Below are 21698 nucleotides of genomic sequence, written 5' to 3' on the forward strand. Positions count from 1 at the left end.
TTAAAATTTCACCACAATTTTGTTAAATGCTTTTTTGCTGCCCCAATTGCTCAAAAGACTTATTGCCCCATCGCCTCATCAACAATGAAAATGATGGATTTCTGAAATGTCAAAGGTGTGCCACCTATATTCCGGTCGTTAATGGAATTACATATTTCACCGAAATGGATATTTCACTAGGTGAATACCCTGATGAACCTTCTATAAATTTTAAGGAGGAGATACATAGAAAGAGGCCTAGTTACACCAATTTTATCGAACAAAAATTATCTAAAAAATTGGTGGATCCATATTCTGCGTTCCAGCCATTCAATGAATCCTCAAGAGCGTTTTATCCATTTATAAAGAAGCTTAAGGATGAAGTACTTAAACCCGATGATGTCATTCTCGATACTTGGTGTAGGACAGGTTGGAGTACTTTCTTTCTTGCAGCCATGTTTCCGGAGCAGGAAGTAATATCCATTTGGGAAGGGGATAAGGATGTGCTAGGATATCAGGGTTTTGATTATTGGTTTTCACCTGAAAGAAAACCATCAAACGCACGCATTATTTTCACTAATATTAACAAGAAATTACCATTAAAAAGTCGCTCGATTAAACTTGTCTACGGGCTTGACACACTACATAGGTATGATCAATCAACCTTGGTGCCGGAGTTATTTCGCGTTGTGAAGACTGATGGTGTTGTAGTTTTTCCACATATACATTTAACAAACTCTTCACCGGATCCCTTTTTCGAACGAGGAGAAAAACAATTGCACGGAACAGACTATGAAAGATATTTTAAATCCTTTCTTATGGATAAAGAAATGGAGGCTTATGTAAACTCTGAACCTAGAATGTTTGCATTGGACAAACCAGAAATTCTCAAAAATGATCCCAATACAAAAGACTATAACGCAATTATTGCAGCTATACCCAAAAAACTTGGTGGGTTTGAGCTCGAACCATACCAATTAGAATTTCAGAATATTTTAAATCAATTCATACTTACCAATCCCTATTTGGACATCAATCTTAATAATGGAATTGTAAAACTTGACAAAGATTATTTAAATGGAGTCGTAGGTGAAATGTTGGACAGACACCCCATTTATCATAAGAAGATAAAAAGTGCTCATAACTTTCAACTGTCAGATATTCAAACAAAGATTCTCTATTTGGCTAATCATAATTATTCTAATAAAGAGATCGTTGAACTAATTAAAATAGAGGAAGACGAGTTTGTTAGTGAAATTCTAGAACTTGCATCTATAGAAATCATTCATGTGCTGCCTTTATCTCGAGACGCTAAAAACCTGCAAGCGTTTCATTCGGCTAAAAAGACTACGAATATTGAGGAGCACACTTTGCAAAACCTTAGGTCAAATGCAGATCCTCGATGGAATAGTCATGTAATTATTAATGATATAGATGAAAGTGAGCTTTCCCGAAATGATACCATTTACTTAATCAATCAAATACAAGGAAGACTAGCTGCTGCTGGAATGAAAGCCGGTGACAATATTGCCATAAGCTCCAAGCCTCATTTCGAAGCTCTACTTGTATTTTGGGCAGCTGTTGAAATAGGGGTAGAGGTTTGTATTCTCAATACAGAACTACCATCTAAGGCTAAATGTGAACTTCTTGAAGAACTAATGCCTATTCTCATTTATGTCGATTCTAATACTTACCTAGAGTTGAGTAATCAGTTTGTTGACAATGTTATTTTCTTTGATGATGAAAGATTTGATGGAAAGAAAAGTGATTCATTTTCTCATTGGATGGAGGGTGAGACTTCTGAGAGTGAAATCTCGAATTATCAAGTTTCGTCAGACTCAAATGCCGCAATTCTGTATACATCAGGAACAACCGGGAAGCCAAAGGGAATCAGACTAAGCCATGGAGCACTTTACAGAAGTGGTCAGTTATTTTCAGAGATCTACGGATGGACTCATGAGGATCGACTAATTATGGTTACAGAGTTGGATTCAATGAGCGGCTTGCGAAATGTGGCGGTAGCTACCCAATTTTCAGGAACAACTGTGGTGGTGACAGATTTTAATGAGAATAATCAGGTTTTTTCAATTATTGAAGCAATAAGAAAAAACAAAGTAACTCTGCTGTCTGCCACACCGGCACTTATAAATCAATTAGTTCAATTGGGCGAAAAAATTAGAGGTGATCTCAAATCATTGCGACAAGTAATATGCACTGGGGGAAAACTGACCAAAAAACTAGCCAGCGATTTTGAAAAATGTTATGGACTAAGAATCTATAATTATTATGGATTAACTGAGACTACAGGTCTTTGCATTGGAGAATATCCCGGTACCGCCTATAGCGAATATGGTTCAATTGGTGTCTCTATAGACTCTGCCACACAAATCGTTGATGATAATGATCAAATACTAGATTTTGATGAGGTGGGTCGCCTTAGGATTTTTAACGATCGACTTATGACTGGATACTTCAATGATCAAGATCAATCTAACTTACAAATCAAGAATGGCTGGCTATACACAGGAGATCTTGCTACACAAGACAAGAATGGATTCTTTTTCTTAAAAGCTAGAGAGAGGGAGATTGTAAAAGATCCAACTGGCAATATTACCTACCTATCTGAGGTAGAAGATTGCATATTATCTCACGAAGAAGTTGAAGATGTTGTAGTATGTCCTATAGATCATCATGAAATTGAACAGTTAGTTGCATTTATAATACTTAAATCTGATCATAATAGTGATTTAAAAGATAATCTGAGAGTTCACGTAAGCAATCAGCTCGGAAAGTGGAAAAGCCCAATGTTCATGGAATTTATTGCGAAATTTCCAGTCAATAGTCGAGGCAAGATTGATAAAAAGGCACTGGTTGGTAAACTGCAAGCAGCAAATTGATGAAAAACTTCAAAGACCTCTTAGAAAATGATGTAATCGAACCCGTAACAAGGAAGATTTTTTATGTGTCTGAAAATAATTCTTATAACTACGGGAGTTTTATTGAAAGAATTGGTAAAATCACAACACTTCTGAATCAAAACGGGGTAGTCCCAGGTGATCGAATACTCGTATCCATAAGCAACGACTATGATATGTTTTGCGTCACTTTTAGTCTAATCCTTAATGGAGCGACAGCAGTACTAATTGAGCCGGATACTAAATCGAGACGAGCCAAATCCATAATTGAATCCTCAAGAATACAGGGGTGCTTCGTTAATAAAGAAAATGTTTCATTGTGGGATCTTCGCGACTACAAACTTGTAGTTGGACTTGATAATGAGCCTGAAAAAAAAGGGGCTCTTCTGAAGAAGCTTCTTAAAAAGAAACATGATTCGGAAGAGAACCAAACGCTTAATAGTCTACTATCAACCCTTGATTCTAACTTGAATTTGTCAGAGTTCCCAATGCAACAATATGCGGTAATTATTTTTACTTCAGGGACCACCTCCAATCCTAAAGGTGTTGTTCTTACACATGGAAACCTTTTGGCGCATTTAGCAACATTATCCATGCAGTATGAGATTGAAGAAAAATCTGTCATTTCTAATATTCTGCCTTTATATCATGTCGATGGATTATTCCAGGGACCATTTTTAGCATTTTATAATAAGATTACTCTGTCTAGACCATTTCTCTTTGAGGTTCCTAGGATTGAAGAACTATTGCACTCCTTTTACAAATACAAGGTTTCTCATTTTTTTAGTGTCCCAACAATGCTCTCATTTATCAATCAATTTGGTATGACTTTAAGTGACAGCTTTGATACTGAACATTTCAAATATGTCATTTCAAGCGCAGGTCATTTAGATAAATCGATCTGGAGTAACTTCATGAAAAGATTCAATGTCCGTGTTGTCAATGTCTATGGACTCACAGAATCTGTTGCAGGAGGCTTTTTTTGCGGACCTTCTGATGACACCTGGAGAATAGGTTCAATTGGAAAACCAGTAGACATAGAGGTCTCTATTGTGGATGAGAATGAGAACCCGGTAAGAGAAGGTCAAATAGGTGAACTCCTCCTGAGAGGCGATAATATTATGAAATCTTATTTGACGGCCTCTGAAAATCCAGATGAAAATGGATGGTTCCATACTGGTGATTTAGTTTCCAGGGACAAAGAAGGTTTCTTTTACATTAAGGGACGTAAGAAAAACGTAATCGTTAAGGGAGGTGTAAATGTCTACCCTGAAGAAGTTATTGAAATACTTATGCTTCATTCTGATATAGATGAAGCATTTGTATATGGTGAGTCAGATGATGTGTGGGGTGAAAAGACGATTGCCGTGATAGTCAAATCTTCATCATCAACTCTTACTGCTCAGGATGTTATTCAGCACTGCAGAGACTACATGCACCAGGTTAATGTACCAGATCAGATTCATTTTTTAAGCCAATTTCCAAGAGGGAAATCGGGCAAAGTGAAAATTGAGCAAGTAAGAGCTGCTGTAGTTGAAATGGATTTTAGAGAGATTGGTGATGCGGAAACACCACTCAAAGAGAACATGCTTAAAATAGCTAATGAGTGTTTTGGAACAACTATTTCTGAGGACAGAATAAACGCCCCATCTCATTCGATTCAAGGATGGAATTCACTTGAGCATTTGCACTTTGCGACTGAGATTGAAAAATCTTACAAAATAGAACTCAATACGCGTGACATCATGAACATTACAAGTATATCATCAGCGATATCAATAGTATCTAAAAAACTAGAAAATCAATGAAGTATCCGCCCTTGCGATTGTGGGTGATTACAGTTACGATTCTAGCCACCACCGTTTTGACTTTATACCATTTTAAAAGTGACATTCGTCGGTCACTTTTTAACAAATCAGTTGAAGTCGCCTTTGATAATGCTGTAGCAACTGATGGAGGTGTGAAAGTAGTCTTATTGGGATCTTCGCATATTAAAGAAAGTATAAGTGATCCAGATGTGCTTTCCCGTATGGCCAATCAAAATGACAGCAACGTTAATTATTCATTTGTGAAGATTACAAGAGGTTCTGGCATGCTCGAAGATTACTCGCAAAATAAATTTTTGATGGATAAGATTAACAGCTACGATCCGACCTACATTATCATACAAGAATCCATTTCTTTTTTCAACCGAAAGAGAACCCTATACTCCCTTGGTTTACAGAACGACATTCAACTTTTTTGGCATTTAAAAGCACTATATGATAATACGGCCTATCTAAAAAAGATGGCAAACTCAGCAAATTGCGACATTGGCGATTCAACCTTAAAAGGTCACCAAGGGATATTACCTGCAAAACGAGTAAGAAGCATGGACAACACACTAAGTGACTTTATTAAAAGGCTAAACCGTAAAACAATTATCCTGCACATACCTTTGCCGATTACCATTGAGAGAAAATTGGATTCTGTTAGAAATACCTCAAAATATGCCTCCTTGTTTAAACAAGAACAAGCTCTAAGCAACTTTTCAGTCTTCTGGTTTGAAAGACCAATGCCACATAAATTTTACTATGATAGAAGTCATATGAATAATATGGGAGAAGATATATACACTAAATGGTTCATCGAAACGCTCCACCAATTTCATCTAACTCAATTAGCTGATAAAATCAATGATGCAAGATCTCTTTAGTTTCATTGGATTTTCATTCTTCGTAGTGATTTTGATATGGGTTAGCAGAGAAAAGTATCAACTGAGCATAATAGGATTTTCATGCTTGCTATTTATTGGCTATTTCGATTTCTTGTCCTGTGCGATCTTGATCATTTCAAGTACAATGACATGGTTTCTTTCTCGAAAAGCATATAGGTATCATTATTTGATTATTGTCCTTATCGCTTGTCTAACAATAGTGTTTACAGCATTTAAGTTAAGAGCAACACTTGAACAAGGTATGTTCAGTGCCGCGCTTCCTCTTGGAATGTCTTTTTACATTTTTAGACTATTACACTATGTAATAGAAGTGTATAAAGGCAATCTGAAAAATCTGACCTACAGTTTGTTTCTTTCTTACATGTTTTATCTACCAGTAATTATCGTTGGCCCAATCATTAGAGTTGAAGATTGGGTGAAGGAAATCAAGCGAAGGAGGTGGGATTCTCAATTATTTTCAGCAGGACTTGAGCGCATTTTATATGGATTGGTAAAAATCATAGTTTTAGGTAACTATTTATTCTCAGCAAAACTGGCAAACTATATATCCAACATTTCCGATGACCATGAATGGTTAGCAAACTATCTGGACTGCCTGAGATATTCTGGTAATTCATATATGCAATTTGCAGGTTACTCAGATATAGCGATCGGGTTTTCAATGCTATTGGGGATACGCTTGATGGAAAACTTCAACTATCCATTTTTAGCAGCCAACATAAATGATTTTTGGAAGAGATGGCACATTTCATTATCTCAATGGTGTAGAGATTATATTTTCACTCCAATCGCCTCTTCCACACGCCTTCCGACAATTGCTATTCTCATTTCTATGCTGGTATTAGGACTCTGGCATGAAATATCCCCGCGATATATCCTCTGGGCTTCATTTCATGGACTCGGTATTGTTATTTGGAATTTATACAACAGATATGTGAAAATCGCATTTCAAGGAGTTGCGCTTAAGCTTTATGATGGAATAGCGATGTTTGTAACATTTAATTTTGTAATCATAAGCTTTATTTGGGTGAAAGAAACATCCATAGAAGCATCTCTAAATGCATTTAGAATATTACTTGGATTTTAGCTATTGTAAAAAATGTACCAATTTTTAAGAACATATTTAGGTGAGAAATTAGCCAAAATCGGAATTGTGCTTTGGTATGTTTCTTTAGGATTATTAGTCTTCTATTTCCTGTCTGCATCACCCGGCGAATTTCGTTATCTTAATTATTAAGAATCTCTCGACTCAATCCAGAACTGCAATTAGCTTATTAAAATAGTCGCTGCTTAGTGTTTTATAATGGCCAAACGTATAATTCTCAACGGTCGCGTTGCTCGATGAGAAGTAGTTATTTATCGCTTCATACAATTCAGATTTACTTAAAACACCATCCTTGTTAACGTCCAGTTGCTTAAATGCAAATATGATGTTTGCTCTGTTCAACCCTAAAATTCGATACAATGCTTCAAACTCATCAAAATCGATGACACCATCACCATTTTGATCAAACAGATCAAATAAGAACCTTACCGCAGAAATAGAGAACCAACGAATGAAATAGGATTCTTTATCTGCATCATTTGTTTTCCTAATTATATTAACCCATTCCAAAATATTGATCTTACGGCCTTTACCTTTGGTAGCCTCAATGAGCAGCTTATCAAAGTTTTTAAGAGTAACATATCGCAGGTGATTAACTTCTGACTTTGTAAACTGATCGGGTTTGGCTGCCACAAGTCGATCGATAATCTCATCCATATCGGCCGGTTCTAATACGCCATCACGATTTACATCAAGCGCATAGAAAAAGAAAACCCACTTTTTTATTATATCCTTTAGTTCCAATTTTTTTTATTCTGGTTTCTAAGCTATTAAAGGTTGATGACATATAAACCTTATTTAGGCCAATCAATTAAAATTTGAGATGGCCCGGCCAATGAGTATATGATAGCTATTATATAAACCTAAGTATAGATATACCATTTGAAACTCAGAGCGCTCATGCAACTATATTCGCTTACCTTTAATCAAATCATCCTAAATGAAAGCGGACTATGGAAAAAATCAGTTTTGAGCAGTACGACACAAAAAATTTCTTTGATGAAATGTTTGATGCTGAGATGAAAATTCGTCCGCATTATGAGCTATTTCGAAAGCGGATTGAAAAAATGGATTGGAAGAAACTCAACTTTCTCCAACATGCCACAGACAGAGCTCAGCTGTCTTTAGGCATGACCTTTAACGTATACAGCGATAATCAAGGTGTCGAGCGAATCTTACATTTAGACATTATTCCTCGCATAATTTCAGGAGCTGATTGGGACAAACTTGAAAAAGGATTAGCCCAGCGAATCACCGCCTTGAATATGTTCATTGCTGATATATACGGAGATCAGAAAGTATTGAAGGATAAAATTATTCCATCAGAGCTGATTACCTCAAGTGCTTGCTATTTGAAACAGTGTATCGGATTGAAACCACCAGAGAATGTGTGGTGCCACATCACAGGATCTGATATGATAAGAGGAGACGATGACGAATTTTATGTATTGGAAGATAATCTAAGATGTCCATCAGGTGTTTCTTACATGCTTGAAAATCGAGAAATTTTAAAGCGCACGTTTCCTGAACTATTCGAAAAACTCAAAGTAAGACCCGTTCATAATTATGCGCATTATCTGCGTGATATGATGGAGTCATTAACTCCTAATTCATCACCAAACCTTGCCGTCCTGACACCCGGAACATACAATTCAGCATATTTTGAACATTCATATCTAGCTCAACAAATGGGAGCTGAGCTTGTCGAAGGAAGAGATTTGGTGGTTCAAGACGATCATGTATACATGATTACAACGGCTGGACTAAAAAAATTAGATGTAATCTATCGAAGAGTAGACGATGGCTTTATTGATCCACTGGTTTTCAATAAGGATTCAATGCTTGGTACACCTGGATTATTCGAAGCATACCGAAAAGGTAATGTCGTGTTAGTAAATGCGCCTGGTACCGGAGTGGCTGACGACAAGGCTGTTTATGCATATATTCCTAGAATCATCAAATACTATCTTGGAGAAGAGGCAATCTTGAAAAACGTGAAGACGTACATCTGTGACGAACCTGATCAGATGAAATACGTGATTGAAAATATTGGAGACCTGGTTGTAAAACAGACCGATGCATCTGGCGGTTATGGTATGTTAATTGGCCCAAAATCTACCAAAGAAGAACAGGCAGAATTTGTAAAAAAAATCAAAGCAAAACCAAGAAATTATATTGCTCAGCCAACAATTAATTTATCTCGTGTTCCTACACTGACTGACGAAACAATTGAAGGCCGGCATGTAGATTTAAGGCCATATATCCTGTATGGCAAAGAGATGAAAATAGTGCCCGGAGCGTTGACCAGAGTGGCTCTGAAGAAAGGTTCACTTGTAGTTAACTCCTCTCAAGGTGGGGGGAGTAAAGATACCTGGATATTAGACTCATAGATATGTTAAGTAGAGTAGCAAATTCAATTTATTGGATGAATAGATACTTAGAGCGTGCCGAGAATTACGCCCGCTTTATGGACGTAAACTACAACCTCTCTTTGGAAATGCATCCTGATATATCTGAGCAGTGGAAGCCGCTAGTAGTCACCACCGGAGATTGGGATACGTACGAATCAATACACGGAGATGCTGACAAGAAAAAGATAATTTACTTTCTTGGCTTTGACTCCAACAATGCCAACTCCATTCTTAATTGTGTAACCAATGCTAGAGAAAATGGGCGTGCAATTCGACCCGAAATAACCCGGGAAGTTTGGGAACGAATAAATGGGTTGTACTACAAGATGAAAGAGGGTGTGGAGAAGAAAGTATGGACAAGAAAAGATCCACGCAAGTTTTTCCTGGAGGTAAGAGAAAGCTGTCAAATGCTGGCAGGCATTTATGATACAACAATATCACGTACAGAAGGCTGGCATTTTGGGAAGTTGGGACAGTTCATAGAGCGTGCCGATAAGACCTCTCGTGTTTTGGATGTAAAATATCATATGTTGCTTCCTAGTGCAACAGAAGTTGGGACACCAGTGGATTTAGTACAATGGTCAGCCATGCTCAAATCAGTAAGTGCCTACGACATGTATCGCAAAAAATATGGAAAGATTAATCCTTCCAGTATTTGTGAGTTCCTGATATTTGACCGAAACTTCCCACGATCGATCTTGAACTGTGTTGAGCAAGCTCACCAATCTTTAGAGACCATATCAGGAAGTGACGAACAACAGTTAAATGCTGCAAGCAAACAACTAGGAATGCTCATGGCTCATTTGAACTACACAGATGTTCAAGAAGTACTTTCCAGTGGTCTGCATGAATTTCTAGATGAGATTCAACAAAAACTAAATAAAGTCTCGGAGGCAACTTTTGAAACCTTCTTTTCAACCCAAAACATTCTGAATAGGCATACGACCAAATGAAAATCTTTCAGTGCGGCCATTGTGGTCATCCATTATTTTTCGAAAATATTTTTTGTGAGAATTGTAATCATACCGTAGGCTATAATGATACACTGAGGATCATGAATACATTCGATCAAGAAAAAGACTCATTGCTTTTTGCGGATCGTGACAATAAGCAATACCGGTTTTGTAAGAACAAAGAGCATCAGGTTTGCAACTGGTTGATTGAGGCAGAATCTCCTCATGATTACTGCACCGCTTGTTCGTTTAACCGCACCATACCCAACCTAACGAACAAAACCAATCACGAAAAGTGGCATAAACTGGAGATTGCCAAGCACCGCTTGATATGTCAGCTTCAGCGCTTTGGTTTGGAGCTTGCTAATAAAATGCAATCAGAAAATGGTTTATGCTTTGATTTTCTAGCAAAACAAGAAGGAGTAAGCGTCATGACAGGTCATGCGAATGGGGTAATTACCATATTGCTATCTGAGGCAGATTCAGTCTTGCGTGAACAGATGCGAAGAGAGATGTCCGAACCTTATCGAACATTGATTGGGCACTTCCGCCATGAAGTAGGGCATTACTTCTGGGATCGACTTATTTACACTAATGAGAATCGTCTGGAAGAATTCAGGGCATTGTTTGGTGATGAAAGAATGAATTACGCAAAGGCTATGAAGTCATACTATGCCACAGGAGGTAATCAGCATTGGTCAGATTCTTTCATTAGCAAATACGCAACTTCTCACCCGTGGGAAGATTGGGCTGAATCCTGGGCACATTATTTACACATTATGGACGTCACCGAGACAGCTTACTACTTTGGACTAAAAGTTGCCCCAATAAAAGGGTTTTCCGGAATGGCTAGTCATGTGAACTTTGACCCATATGAAGTGAAAAACTTTAATAAAGTTGTTGAAGTTTGTATTCCATTACTATTTGCCTCCAATGCCATAAATAGATCCATGGGTATTCCAGATGTTTATCCGTTTGTTATTAACAAGGCCGTGATTGATAAAATGACGTTTATACATGAATTAATAGTTTCTTGATTGATAGTAGATAAGGAAATACTCAAAATCTCTGGGGCCACATCAGTAGCAGATACCGAGATTGTTCAATCGCTCTGGAGCGGTTATGGGGAAATTAGAAGGTACTTTTTAAAAGGAGGGAAGCTTCCGAGTGTCATCGTCAAGCATATTAAATGGCCAAATGCGAGCAATCACCCCAGAGGCTGGAATACAAAACTCTCACATCTGCGAAAACAGAAATCTTATCAGGTAGAAAAGAACTGGTACTCTTCTTATGCGTCACAAACGGATGCGGCGTGTCGTGTGCCCCACTGCTTCCATTCCCTTGAAAGCACCGATGAGATAATGCTCATTTTGGAGGACTTAGATGCCAGTGCCTTTCATATTCGATTAGATCCCGAGACAATAAGCTTGGAAGACGCAAAAAACTGTCTTTCATGGCTTGCCAATTTTCATGCAAAGTTTATGCACACAGCTCCTGAAGGTTTATGGCCAATAGGAACTTACTGGCATTTAGATACAAGGCCTGATGAACTGGATAAGATGCAAAACGATCCACTAAAGAAGGCAGCCAAAGGCATTGATAAAATACTGAGAAATGCCAAGTATCAAACCTTAGTACATGGAGATGCCAAGCTTGCCAATCTTTGTTTCAATAAAACCAATGGAGTAGCTGCAGTAGATTTTCAATACGTCGGTAAAGGGTGTGGCATCAAAGATGTAGCATATTTTTTAAGTAGCTGTTTTGATGAAGATGAATGCGAAAAGTATGAAGAGGAGTTGCTCAGCCATTATTTCCATCAACTTGAGATAACGATAAATAAATCTATTGATTTTCAGTTAGTTAAAGAAGAATGGAGTTTTCTCTATAAATACGCCTGGGCTGATTTTTATCGCTTCCTTGATGGGTGGAATCCGGGGCATTGGAAGATGCATGCGTATAGTGAGCGGCTAACTAATGCCGTGATTCGAGAATTGGAGAAATGAGTTATTTTCAACTTTCCTGTCCATGATCGATAGTTTAGAATGATTGTAGTAGAAAATTGAATTCGTTCAATTTTTTGTCAAATAACTTCTTTATATAATGCTACCGTCATGTGAAAATACCCCATTAAGGGTATTGACTTCCTAAAAGGAATCGTCTAACTTATGCTTATTATCACCAAGGTATGGACGAAAAACCACTAGATCTGAAGGAGCGAGAGCTTCAGATTATTCAATTGGAGTCTGAGAATGAACTACTCAGATTAGAAATTGAAAGTAAAAGTAAAAGGCCAAGCAAAACTGATCGGTTTACTGGCTTTTTTAAGAAATGGGCCGGTGTCATCGTGACATTTTTTTCCCTAATAGGTGGTCTATGGGGCGTTTTCTTGCCCATCAAATCATATTACGAAGAGAAAAGCAAACAACTGCAGTATGAGTTGAATGGCTCAATGATAAGTATAGTTGAAGGTCTATATGATAAAGACCCTATCAAGAAAAATGGTGCAGTAGTGTTGCTTTCTTATTATGAAGAAAATGCCTTACCTATTCTATTGCATAACCTGGAAACTTCTGATGAAACCGAAAATGAAGTAATTACCACAGTCTCCAAAATTTATAAAAGGAAGTCAGCTACGGTTTTTAATGAATTGACGAGTGTTTTTGGTGAGTTTTTCCGAAAGGAATTTCAGGATGACGATTTAAAAATTCAAATGAGAGGTTTACTCAACTACAGTAGGCTCTTTAGCAAGCTGGATTTAAATGAAGCGCATAGAAATGAACTCAAAGCAATAAAAGACAAACTGGATTCTGTCTTGATTGTGCGGATTTTAGATCCACAAGTTTTTTACGCTAATTCCCGGGATTTACGAGATGATATTCTCTTCCTGTATCAGGAAAATCCTACAAGTACTATTAATCCAATTTGTGAAACAATTGAGGCATTGCTAAGCAATGAAGCCAATAAAAATCCAAGTGACTATGACCCGAATATTTTGGCCTATCCAGCAACGCTTAAGTATATCAATATTAGAAGTGAAGATACAACTAAGGTGGTTTCTTCGCTTGAGAGAGTAATCAAACTATTTACCGATCAAATTGAGAACGATAGTACTACAAATGCTGAATTTTATAATGACAAATTGGTAGAGACCAGAAAATCTTTTTCAAGTTCAAAAAGATGAAAAATATTATATGCGCTGTGATACTTCTCTTTTTCCTTGAGCCGGGCAAATCGCTTAATGCTCAGGTAGTAGCAACTATGGCCATTATTGAGACCACCGCCGACCCTGATTGTCAGTGTGATCACTGGCGTGACAAATTTCACACAAATGTCTGGAAGTCTGATACGTATGCAAGTCAAATCTATTGGGCAAAGTGGGGCGCTTTTGAAAATGGATTCGCTGAGCTGGATGATATCGTTGGCGATCAATCCATATCTTATTTTGCGAAAAATCGTTTCAAAAAAGCCAATCGTCAAATTGAAATTTCTACTACAATTTACAACGCCGACGGGTTACCCATTCACACTTACAAAAGTCCAATTTCAAAATTTAGCGATCTAGATGCCTACGCGCTCCAGGTAGATAGAGAAATGAGATTTTATAAGAATAAAGGACGGCTAATGGAAACCATCCTGATTGAAGATTTCGAAGCAGAGGAGCCATTTAGACAACTAAATTATCATTCTGAGATTCCACGGTGGGTGTATAAGCAACTCAATAAACCTTATATGAAAGAAGTGGCAAAAGTGAAAAGAGTGACCAAGTGCGATGATAATGTAAAAAGCTATGTGAATGGAGAGATATCCAAGAATCCAATGGATCCCAATTACATCAAGGTTGATTTCGACATTTATATCAGGGATACAAATCTTACCAGCCAGGATGTCGAGAACTCTTTCATTATGGATGGGGGAAATCACAAAATAGGAAATAGTGAATCTAAAGATTACTGGACAAAGCTTATTCAGGCTATCCACAAAGAACTAGTCAAATGATTAAAAACCTAAAAGCGATATACCTTCTCGTATCACTTGCAATTAGCCCTTTGCTAGCCATTGGTATGACCACCAGCGACACAACCAAATTGGCTATTTGCAACTTCTCAGACTTGAACAATGAAGGATTGAATCGATTTCAATACTATGTAGGCGTCGGCTTTTTGGGATTGAACAACTATGAGATCATCTATGATTCTGACGCATGCAAGAACAGTTCTAAGGAAAAGCAAAGTTCAAATCTGAAGACCTCATTTGATTTTATTCTAAGTGGTAATTATTCAACTTATGGAGGTGAGCTGTACATAAGTGCTTCATTATACCATGTAGATACACGCAAGTATTATACAGTTCCTGCCGTTTTTGACAGCATAGGAAATTCTTATGCAGTATTTGAGCAGCTTGGAATCGAGGTGCGAAAGAAAATCTCAGATGTAAAGAATGAACTGTCCGGCAACAATGGAATACTTATCTATTGCACATCAAATGAGGTGAGCAAAGATCCAACACTCAATAACTACTTTGCTGATATCACACGAAAAACTACAGAAAAGCTACAAGCTCCTAACGGATTGAGAATCGTAAATTCTCAAGAAAGTAAAAACTACTACTTCAGTAGTTTAAGTCCTTCAAAAATTGCGAAAAGAGCCAATGTAAGTTCAGTAATCATGCTTGAAATGGCTCTAAATGATAATTATGATGTCGTAGTTAAACCTCACTTTTTTCACAATGATCTGGAGGGTTCAATAGATTTGATTTCCATCGAGAGCGAGTATGATGAAGAGGTATTCAATGCGACGCTTACAGGAGAACTTAACTCTTTTGTCGACCAAATTTATCCAGCTGAAAACACATGGAACTATCAGCCGATGCTTGCAAACTTCGACAGCTTTTATGACTATGTAGAAAAAGGTGCAAATCTCCGCTCTCGGGGAGAGTATTATTTTTCAAAATATTTTTTCGAAAAAGCCCTGAAACTGGACAATCTGAATGATTCGCAAGAAGCTGAACTTTATGACCATATTGGATACATCAATTACAAAACGAATCGATATGATCAAGCCATTGATGATTTGAATATGTCTCTCAAAAAGCTTCCAGGAGAGCTATACGCTACTTATTTACTTGGTCATGTTTACAATGACATTGGTGAGTCTGAGCAAGCTGTCAGCTATTTTATGAAAGCAGAAGAAATTCAACCCAATTACAAAAACACCAGCCTATTTCTTGGTTATAATTTCTATGCTTTACAAAATTATGATAGTGCAATTATTTATTTCCGCAAAACACTCAATACCGGCAACAGAACACCAGTAGATAAAAAAGAAGCAATCAAATATCTTGGCTACTCCTTCCACAACACATTGTCATATGATAGTGCAGACAAATACTATAAAATGCTATTGAAATTAGAGCCGGCTAATAGCAGTGTAAAGTATAATCTATCCAAGACTCACACGATTAGGGGAATTGATTTCTACTTTGATGACAAATTCAATAGAGCATTACAAGAATTTGAAATCGCTAAATCATTTGATGCACAAAATGCTACCATCTACGATTATTTACGACTATGTTATAATGGGCTTTTTAGGTTCTCCAATTCCAGACAGCTAATTGAAAAAGGACTAGAGGATGGAGTCTTTGACGAAGATATTTACTTTAACCAAGCCGAGGATTTGGCAGTCCAGATTTATGACAATAAAGTGCCGGCAAACAAGCTGGAAGCCATTGCCAATGAGATTTATTTTCAACTAGATCGTGATATTGAATTACACCCACAAAGATCAGCAGCGTATTTCAGGTATGGGAATATACTAACCTACTTTGGCCATCCTGACGAGAGTATTGGATATCTTGAAAAGGCACTAGAATATGATCCGTCGAATCTCAGTAGCAGGTTAGATCTCACAGAAGCTTACATTATTGGAAATCAACCCTCTAAAACCCTGGATGTCAACGACTCTTACGATTATGAACAATTGAAACTTGATTCTAATGAATTTGATTTAGACAGAAATCATACACTACTTCTATTCTATACGATTGTTGCTAAAATAATTCTTGATCAGAAATACGACGTTGAGTTGAAAGGATTTGAGAACCTTCTGACACGCGGCACATCAATCAATAGCTGGACATTTGATCCGTTCGAAAGATGGATTTCCACGGCCAGCTTAAGTCAGGAAAAAACAAAAGAAATCAAGCGACTAACTAAAAGGATTAAAGAATTTCAATAGGGAATATTTTTTCTAACCGGAGTATTACTCCAACCTTTATATAAACATCAAATATTTAAGTTTTTAGACCAACACTTTTGAATGATTAATTCAAAGACTATCGAATTATATTACCTTTAATCTAAACAATCATCCAGGGCATGAACCAAGAATCAAACAGCAGTGGAAAAACCTTACTGGTTATCGTCATAATTGTAGTTGTACTGGCTGCAGCAACAGGCATATGGTATTTTGGCTTTTACAAACCAGAGCAACAAGCAAAGGAACAAGCTCGTCTAGAGCAAATTGCCATAGCAGATGCTGAGCAAAAAAGGAAAGAAAAAGCTGCGCAAGACAAAGTACGATACGATCAGTTGATCGGTGATGCGGACGCAGCGTTTGATCAGGAAGATTGGGAAACAGCACGTTCACTATATTCAGACGCATCCGCACTGTTACCCAATGAACAATACCCTAAAGATCAGTTGGTTTTGGTAAACGCCGCGCTGGATGAAATAGCTACTTTAGAAGCTAAAAAAGCTGCAGGAATAGTAGAGACAGTATCTACACCATCAGGAAGGTACTTCATCATCGTATCCAGCAGTATCGATGAAGATTTAGCTACTGACTATGCTAAAAAATTGGCCCAGGATGGTGCTGATGCGCAAATCATAGAGCACGACGCAGGCAAGAACTTATATTATCGCGTCGCATTAGGAAATTATCCTACACTGGAGCAAGCTCAAGGAGCATTACCATCCTTCAGCAATTATGGAGCTGGTGTGTGGATTTTGAAATATTGATCTGATTCCATATGTGATGGTAGGATCCAACAGCTTAAGGACATTTAGCGATCCATTGTTTGTCTCTTAACCTTCTTCTTCAGATAGTTGACTACACTTTGGTAATTGCTGTTTTCATGGTTGCTAAGTTGTAGGATCTTACCGGTAGACAGCACCATTGAAAGTTGTCTATACTCCCCATTTTTACTTTTGACAACTTCCTCTTGCCAGTTCGCAATCATTGAGATTTTATGTGATTTCTTTGAACCCAGAAGGTATCGATAAGTAAGTATGCTATTTCTAATTGTGATTGCCAATGTGGACATGTAGCCTTTCCTTGCTACAGCTATTCCGATCACCAATAAGGTGGGAGTAAGAATCAGTTTCGCCCATAAGTAGGAAGCAGAATTTTTTACCAATTCATAAAACAGCCATATATCAACACTGAGTATTCCAATAAGGAACACGCCAATGGATATCATCAAGCTTGATTTGGGTCGTGAGTTGATCATATAAATACAAATTTAATCCTGTCTGATAGCCATGCCTAAAATTGATTCATAATACTTGCCAGGTTACGAAAGCTTGCCTATGCGACTCATCCCAATGAATCATTCATGCCATAGTAAAGCAAGAATTCCTAAATTGATTGCACTTGGATACTGAGAAGGAGAGGATAATATTTGAGGATATATCTCTCCTGATTCCTGGACTAGAAAGAACATATCCAATAGTAAATGAATTTTAAAAGTGACTTTTGCTAAACCATTAAATGTAAAAATAAATTAAGTAATTACTTGAATGTCAGTCATCTAGTGCATAACTTACTAAAACCATGGACATATTTAAAAGAATATTTGCTTTGATGTCAGTCAGTATTATGTTGATAGCATTAATAGGATGCCCTTCAAGCTCCGGAAATAATTCCATCCCTATTCCGCCAAATTTTAAAACCACCGCTACGATCTGTACAACTTATCCAACTTTTACGTACGCATCACCGGCCACTATTACTAATCAAAGTATTCCTGATTGGCTGACGCTTACCGGCAATACGCTTGATGGTGAGCCTGAAGGTCAAGATTTTGGTGTTTTCCCCATCTGGGTTGAAGGAAAGTACAATGGAAAAACAGGTAGAGCTAGTTCAAAAATAACTGTTGCTCCTCCTGTCATAGTCCCGGCTGGAACTGTGGATATCACAATAAATTCAACTTCTGGTACGGTTGCTGTAAACGTGACCCCAGCCTGTGTCTACACCTTAGAACTTAGAGCCACGAGTAACAGCACCATGCAAAGATTCTCAGTTGCTAGTACGGAGGATACAGACAGTGCTGGCTCAGCTACTATCGGTGTAAGCATAGAAACTGACGCCGCAGCTACTGGTACACTTGAGATTAAAATCACACCTAATCCTCAGGGAGGCGCTCAACCAGTGGTAGTCCAAGTGCCAATTAATGCACATCATTAATTTTAGCATGCTTTCATAGCATTAACTCGACTCATTAGTGCAATACAAACAAGAATCAAACACACAGCAATAACCATTTCATTGTATAGTAACGTCACTTGCTATGTTGCTAGGACGCCTATCTGACGGCTCAGGACAGAGACGTTGGAAAGGAAGGAAGAAGTGCGACAAATGTGAGCCGACCAAGTTGCTATATGGTTATGATATTTTTAGTTTAGAAATAGTCTCGTAATTTCTTGGTACATATGAGCACTCTTCAGTTTGGGCTGGCCAAGACCTTGGTTACAGCAATTACCCTTGTCAGCATGAGCATCGTAACTGTGCCGTTAGTTGTAGGCAATGACCTCACCAACTATGTGAAGCAGGACGTTGAGCCCTTTGAATTGGTTGATCATGAAGGGAATAAAACCTCATCTGATCAGCTAATGGGCAAAATTGTGGTGCCGGAGTTCCCAGCATTGTAATCATTGACAGACAAGGATTCATTAGAGTGAAGCACATTGGCTACAACAAATCTGAAACAGACTTTGTGGAAAATATGATCGAAAATATTAACAGAATAAGTAAAATCGGGAGTTAAGCTGGATTTAACCGACTTAAGCGAAAAAGCCACCCTCACAGGTGGCTTTTTCATATCAGAGCTTTTTAGCACAATTCAAATAGTTTTTAGGCCTAGTTCAAGTAAGTCTCAAATAACTTCTTTGCATATTCCTACCGTTGTTTAAAAATACCCCTTGAGTGGTATTGACTCTGGCGTATATCTTTTTAAATTTAGTATGCAAATCAAAACCTTATGAAACGCATCTACTATACACTCACCGCTTTACTACTTTTTTCAACAGCTCTTACCGCGCAAACAGAGCAATACGGCTTTACTGACAAACAGGATTCATTATTTAACAGTACTTCTGCAGCAAGCCTTAGGATAACTGCTGATGATGAATTAGACTCAGCCGGACTAAATAGCAGGTTATTTTCCAAGCTAATTAATACTCAGTTTACCAAGGTACTAAACAGCAACAATGGTTCAAATCTTGGAACATTTGCCTCCCTTGATACAGATGAATCCAAAATTAACTATGCTGTTACTTTCCTGCCAGGTGACATTGAGAAGGGAAATACAGCAATTACGATAAACCTGGAAGGGAGCAATTCCGACAATGTATTGCCAATTTTCTCTGAAGATGATTTTGCCAGACAGTTTGGCATAGGCTTTCAAATTCATCACCGTATTTTAGGAAAAACACTAACATATTTTAAAAATGATTTAGACAAGTTACAGGAGGCTGAAAAGGAAGTCGATCAGAATTATGATAAAAGTCTCAGAGAAGCGATACTTGATTTACCCTACAAGAAAAAGAAAACAGAATTAGACAAATGGGAGAAGGAAGTAAAATCCTTAAAGGACTCAGTTGATAAGTGGGACAATGCTTCTGAAATAATTTCTCTTGAAAATTCTGTAAAAATTGAAGAAGCCATTGTTAAGATTCAAGGTTTGGAGGTGAGGATTGAGGAAAGGAGAGCAGAACTCAAGGAACTGGATGATGAGGGCCAAGAAGATCGGCTAACAGCAGCAACGGCTTCATTGATTTCTGATCGGGCTAAGGCATTAGATAAAGCTAGAGAAGAATTTAAGATAACCGGAGCTAAATCCTCATGGGTAAGTTATGGGCTTTCTTTTAGTAATAATACATTCAAGCTTTTTGATTCATCGCAAGCTTTTGACATTCAATTAATGGATACTTCTTTTTTTACTAAAAAATTGAACATCAGTATATCTCAATACAACGATTTAGGGGGAAAACCCAGATACTTCTTGTCTGGTGGTATTGATTTTTCTATTACTGATAATTTTAGTTCATTCAGTGAGGTCAATGTCCAATCTAGGACAGACTTTGATTCGGCAGATCCCAATGTCAGATTTGTGATTTCCGATACCAAAGCGTTTCAAAGTGATGAGGCCTACGAGCAAGATTTAAAAAGCATTATTCTGAAGTTCGATTATTATAAATTTCTATTTAGAGGAAAAAATGTAGCTATCCATTTATTCCCTAGATATAATTCAATAGAAGGGCAGACAGATGACACTCTGGATTTCGGGCTTGGCATATTTACTTCATTATCTAAAAAAGACGAGGTTTCCAGTTCAGTAAACGCAGAGCTGTTCTTCAACTTCGTGGACCTTGAGAATGCCAGAGATGCTGATGGGGATGTGTTTGATAGAAGCGTACTGGGACTAACACTCAATGTTCCAATCAAATTATAATGTATAACTCAAAACCATATAATTATGCAATACAGAGCTATTTGTACCACATGTAATTGGGAAGGTCCATGGCGTGACACCAAAGGCAAGGCAAATCAGGACAGGTTGAATTTCCAGCTTGAAAACCCAAATGAACAAACCGATATTGAAGTCAAACAAACTATGCGTGAAAGTCATGTAATTGCACAGATCGAAAGCTTCGTTCGGATAAATGACTCAGATCCATCGCCAGGCACGGTTCACGCTATGCCAATCGAAGACGTATTCCCCAATGACGAGAAGAAAAAGAAATTTTCAAACGCATTTGAGCAGGAGCATAACACAACCGGTGTTCAGAAAGCAATAAATGAGTCTGCCAATATAGATGATCTGGTAAATCGTCTTGCCAAACTATCCACCTAGCTTAATGCCAGCTAGCCGTCTCAGCATTCCGAAGGCATTGAGTCCTACAACAAAGGATACTACAAGTAAAGACTCAATGTTCATTTCTGAGTTTGTGGATTCAAAGGAAGCCAGAAAGCCGGTTTTAACAGCCAGTGCAAACATAACTGCGGCGATACCTCCCCACGTCATTTTTAGTAGGTGTCCAAAGAAATCGTACGCACTTGGTTTGATATGATCGTCTGGCTTGGAAGCAAGTGAATTTATTTCTTTTGCAAAATGAATGGAGTTCTGGATGGTAGCAGCCAAAGCTCCAACAAAGAAACCTATAGAGTAAAATCTGGATTTGCCTAAGAGCCAATCTGACCACCAATTGTGATAATGAATGCCGATTGGGATCATGATGAAAGTAATGAATCCTAATGTCAGTGTAATTGCTACAAGGGCATAATAGCGATTGTCTTGAAAAGGTATCATAGTTAAAATTTTTGTTTCAAGATAGCGGAT

The 21698-nt window shown here is 37.7% G+C and carries 19 protein-coding genes; 16 read left to right on the forward strand and 3 right to left on the reverse strand.

Annotated elements, in window-relative coordinates; all coding sequences use genetic code 11:
- The first annotated feature begins 164 nt into the window (after window positions 1-164).
- From ACL8WY_RS00630 to ACL8WY_RS00645, 4 genes are read left to right on the forward strand one after another with little or no spacing between them, the layout of a single operon-like run.
- The gene (locus ACL8WY_RS00630; protein WP_436516318.1) at window positions 165-2876 is read left to right on the forward strand and encodes an AMP-binding protein; all 2712 of its coding nucleotides are present in this window, start codon (window positions 165-167) and stop codon (window positions 2874-2876) included.
- Complete coding sequence (locus tag ACL8WY_RS00635; protein WP_436516319.1) at window positions 2876-4702, forward strand: class I adenylate-forming enzyme family protein; 1827 nt, start codon at window positions 2876-2878, stop codon at window positions 4700-4702. The genes ACL8WY_RS00630 and ACL8WY_RS00635 overlap by 1 nt, the downstream gene beginning before the upstream one ends.
- Complete coding sequence (locus ACL8WY_RS00640) at window positions 4699-5589, forward strand: hypothetical protein (protein ID WP_436516320.1); 891 nt, start codon at window positions 4699-4701, stop codon at window positions 5587-5589. Before ACL8WY_RS00635 ends, ACL8WY_RS00640 begins: the two co-directional genes overlap by 4 nt.
- Window positions 5570-6697, forward strand: coding sequence for an MBOAT family O-acyltransferase (locus ACL8WY_RS00645; protein ID WP_436516321.1), 1128 nt, complete (start codon window positions 5570-5572; stop codon window positions 6695-6697). The genes ACL8WY_RS00640 and ACL8WY_RS00645 overlap by 20 nt, the downstream gene beginning before the upstream one ends.
- 162 nt (window positions 6698-6859) lie before the next feature.
- Here the strand turns inward: ACL8WY_RS00645 and ACL8WY_RS00650 are convergent, their stop codons facing one another.
- Entirely contained in the window at window positions 6860-7459 is a 600-nt protein-coding gene (locus ACL8WY_RS00650; RefSeq protein WP_436516322.1) for an EF-hand domain-containing protein, read from the reverse strand.
- 209 nt (window positions 7460-7668) lie between these two features.
- Here ACL8WY_RS00650 and ACL8WY_RS00655 point away from each other — a divergent pair, with 209 nt between their 5' ends.
- The 8 genes from ACL8WY_RS00655 to ACL8WY_RS00690 all read left to right on the forward strand — a co-directional run bounded on the left by ACL8WY_RS00655 (window position 7669) and on the right by ACL8WY_RS00690 (window position 17097).
- A complete protein-coding gene (locus ACL8WY_RS00655; RefSeq protein ID WP_436516323.1) occupies window positions 7669-9105 on the forward strand; it encodes a circularly permuted type 2 ATP-grasp protein in 1437 nt (478 codons plus the stop codon).
- A gap of 35 nt (window positions 9106-9140) precedes the next feature.
- Window positions 9141-10079: an alpha-E domain-containing protein gene (locus ACL8WY_RS00660; protein ID WP_436516324.1), complete on the forward strand. Its 939-nt coding sequence runs from the start codon at window positions 9141-9143 to the stop codon at window positions 10077-10079.
- Window positions 10076-11116: a zinc-binding metallopeptidase family protein gene (locus ACL8WY_RS00665; protein WP_436516326.1), complete on the forward strand. Its 1041-nt coding sequence runs from the start codon at window positions 10076-10078 to the stop codon at window positions 11114-11116. Before ACL8WY_RS00660 ends, ACL8WY_RS00665 begins: the two co-directional genes overlap by 4 nt.
- A complete protein-coding gene (locus ACL8WY_RS00670; RefSeq protein ID WP_436516327.1) occupies window positions 11117-12082 on the forward strand; it encodes a phosphotransferase in 966 nt (321 codons plus the stop codon).
- 182 nt (window positions 12083-12264) lie between these two features.
- The gene (locus ACL8WY_RS00675) at window positions 12265-13260 is read left to right on the forward strand and encodes a hypothetical protein (RefSeq protein ID WP_436516328.1); all 996 of its coding nucleotides are present in this window, start codon (window positions 12265-12267) and stop codon (window positions 13258-13260) included.
- The gene (locus tag ACL8WY_RS00680) at window positions 13257-14075 is read left to right on the forward strand and encodes a hypothetical protein (RefSeq protein ID WP_436516329.1); all 819 of its coding nucleotides are present in this window, start codon (window positions 13257-13259) and stop codon (window positions 14073-14075) included. The genes ACL8WY_RS00675 and ACL8WY_RS00680 overlap by 4 nt, the downstream gene beginning before the upstream one ends.
- A complete protein-coding gene (locus tag ACL8WY_RS00685) occupies window positions 14072-16315 on the forward strand; it encodes a tetratricopeptide repeat protein (protein ID WP_436516331.1) in 2244 nt (747 codons plus the stop codon). The genes ACL8WY_RS00680 and ACL8WY_RS00685 overlap by 4 nt, the downstream gene beginning before the upstream one ends.
- 140 nt (window positions 16316-16455) lie before the next feature.
- The gene (locus ACL8WY_RS00690; protein ID WP_436516332.1) at window positions 16456-17097 is read left to right on the forward strand and encodes an SPOR domain-containing protein; all 642 of its coding nucleotides are present in this window, start codon (window positions 16456-16458) and stop codon (window positions 17095-17097) included.
- Window positions 17098-17141: 44 nt separating this feature from the next.
- On the opposite strand, the gene ACL8WY_RS00695 is transcribed toward ACL8WY_RS00690, so the two are convergent.
- A complete protein-coding gene (locus ACL8WY_RS00695) occupies window positions 17142-17588 on the reverse strand; it encodes a hypothetical protein (RefSeq protein ID WP_436516333.1) in 447 nt (148 codons plus the stop codon).
- A 323-nt stretch (window positions 17589-17911) separates the two neighbouring features.
- Here ACL8WY_RS00695 and ACL8WY_RS00700 point away from each other — a divergent pair, with 323 nt between their 5' ends.
- The 4 genes from ACL8WY_RS00700 (at window position 17912) to ACL8WY_RS00715 (ending at window position 21212) form a co-directional block, all read left to right on the forward strand.
- A complete protein-coding gene (locus ACL8WY_RS00700; protein WP_436516334.1) occupies window positions 17912-18544 on the forward strand; it encodes a hypothetical protein in 633 nt (210 codons plus the stop codon).
- A gap of 245 nt (window positions 18545-18789) precedes the next feature.
- The gene (locus ACL8WY_RS00705) at window positions 18790-19008 is read left to right on the forward strand and encodes a hypothetical protein (protein ID WP_436516335.1); all 219 of its coding nucleotides are present in this window, start codon (window positions 18790-18792) and stop codon (window positions 19006-19008) included.
- A gap of 329 nt (window positions 19009-19337) precedes the next feature.
- Window positions 19338-20810, forward strand: a complete 1473-nt coding sequence (locus ACL8WY_RS00710) for a hypothetical protein (RefSeq protein WP_436516336.1) — start codon at window positions 19338-19340, stop codon at window positions 20808-20810.
- Between the two features lie 24 nt (window positions 20811-20834).
- Window positions 20835-21212, forward strand: a complete 378-nt coding sequence (locus ACL8WY_RS00715; protein WP_436516337.1) for a hypothetical protein — start codon at window positions 20835-20837, stop codon at window positions 21210-21212.
- On the opposite strand, the gene ACL8WY_RS00720 is transcribed toward ACL8WY_RS00715, so the two are convergent.
- Window positions 21201-21668: a hypothetical protein gene (locus ACL8WY_RS00720; RefSeq protein WP_436516338.1), complete on the reverse strand. Its 468-nt coding sequence runs from the start codon at window positions 21666-21668 to the stop codon at window positions 21201-21203. The genes ACL8WY_RS00715 and ACL8WY_RS00720 overlap by 12 nt on opposite strands.
- Window positions 21669-21698 lie beyond the last annotated feature (30 nt).

Origin of the sequence: Ekhidna algicida (assembly GCF_051379705.1) — a bacterium.
Classification (GTDB): domain Bacteria; phylum Bacteroidota; class Bacteroidia; order Cytophagales; family Cyclobacteriaceae; genus Ekhidna.